This is a genomic window from Sodalis-like endosymbiont of Proechinophthirus fluctus (assembly GCF_001602625.1).
Taxonomy (GTDB): Bacteria; Pseudomonadota; Gammaproteobacteria; order Enterobacterales; family Enterobacteriaceae.
The window spans coordinates 1-1736 of record NZ_LECR01000010.1; the positions used below are offsets into that span (position 1 = coordinate 1).

Annotated in this window: 1 protein-coding gene; it reads left to right on the forward strand. The window is 51.5% G+C overall.

Translation table 11 applies throughout. The features are described 5' to 3' along the window. On the forward strand, positions 1 to 609 hold a 609-nt coding region (locus BG74_RS01160), incomplete at its 5' end, for a GTPase (protein ID WP_187202473.1). Positions 610 to 1736: the final 1127 nt, after the last annotated feature.

Below are 1736 nucleotides of genomic sequence, written 5' to 3' on the forward strand. Positions count from 1 at the left end.
GATTATCCGTTTACCACGCTGGTGCCAAGCCTTGGCGTGGTGCGTATGAATAACGAACAGAGCTTCGTAGTGGCGGATATTCCCGGACTGATCGAGGGCGCGGCCGACGGCGCTGGTTTGGGTATTCGTTTCCTCAAGCATTTGGAGCGTTGCCGGGTGTTGCTGCATATTATCGATCTGACACCGGTGGGCGACCCCGATCCTGTCAAAAACGCCCGCATTATCGTCACTGAGCTGGAACGATACAGTAAAAAGCTAGCTGCTAAACCGCGTTGGCTGGTATTCAACAAAGTGGATCTGCTTGACACTGAGGAAACAGCGGCGCGTGCCAAAGCCATCGCCGAGGCATTGGGTTGGGAAACGCAATACTATCTGATTTCTGCCGCCAATCACGACAGTGTGAAGGCGCTGTGCTGGGATGTAATGGCATTTATCAACGAGCATCCTAAGGAGCAATCTGTACATGAGGCACAGCCGGAACATGTTGAATTCATGTGGGATGATTATCACCGCTATCATCTTATGCAGGCGGAAACCGACGAAGAGGACTTAGATGATGATTGGAATGAGGACGATGAAGACGGCATGGAAACACTCTATCAGCGCTGAGCGTTATTAACTCTTTTCGTCCTCTGCCGGTCAAATGGTCGTACGGTCGGCGATAGTAGGTCAGTAAGTGACTATTTTCTATGCTAAGTTTCCCCAGACGCAATCTTGCTGGCTGACCGCGCGTTGCAGTTGGGAGAATATCTTCCAAGGACGTAATATGTTTCCATTGCGGGCTATTCATCTGGGGGTAAATCCTCTTGCCTGTCGCCTACATAGAATGGTAGATTTGGCCCTATCGTTGAATAATCTGCTAAAAATAACCGGTTCTGAGTAAACTGTCTTTTCTTCATCATGTCACTGCTTCTACTCTTCTCATGCCGCCGCCTTGGTCACTAAGGCTGAGAGAAAAGCTATACGCATCGTCGTATTGCCTGCTGCCTGTTGAATTTCATTCATCCTAATATGACCCTGCCGTCAGGATGGATGGGCGGTGCATATCATCAATGAGGCGTGCGTTATCCTTTAGGGACCCTCCCTGAAGTGGCTGGTAGTGCTTGAATTTTAGTAGCATCACGCTATCACGCGCCCTAGGCCAGAGCGGCGTTGCGAGGTATTACCTCGACCCAATAGAACTGAATAGGGGTCATTATGCCGAATACCATGATGGATGTAAGACAGAAATTTGGATTGAACACTTCCCACCAATCTAATACCGCCGTGATCACCCAGCACGGGAACACCACAGACCACTCACCGTTTGCTCGCAATGATCGAGCCGCTGGCGGCGTTCTATGCTGTGATGGTCCGTACCGACCCTGAACACCCACCGCAAACCAATAATGACAGGCATTCGGACAGTGCGGTTACCAATCTAGGCAACGCCACCGCCCACAGGCCGCGTCAGCCAGGCAGCGAGAGCTCGGCTATCCCGTCCCCCGGCAAAAAGTATCGGGGTAAAAACCACTCTCGCCATGGCATAAAAATATCAGAAGCTAGAACAAACATCTTACTGTAACCTATGCTACGCCGCACTAAAATCGACCACGCGCGGAAGCGGACACTCTCATGCTGCTCTTCACTGCCGACCTGACTCGAGAGTTAATTCCCGCAGCGATCGGCATCAACGGTTACGGGCCTGACGCATGCACGCACGGATACTACACTTATCGGCGAGGGTCGGGGTCAGG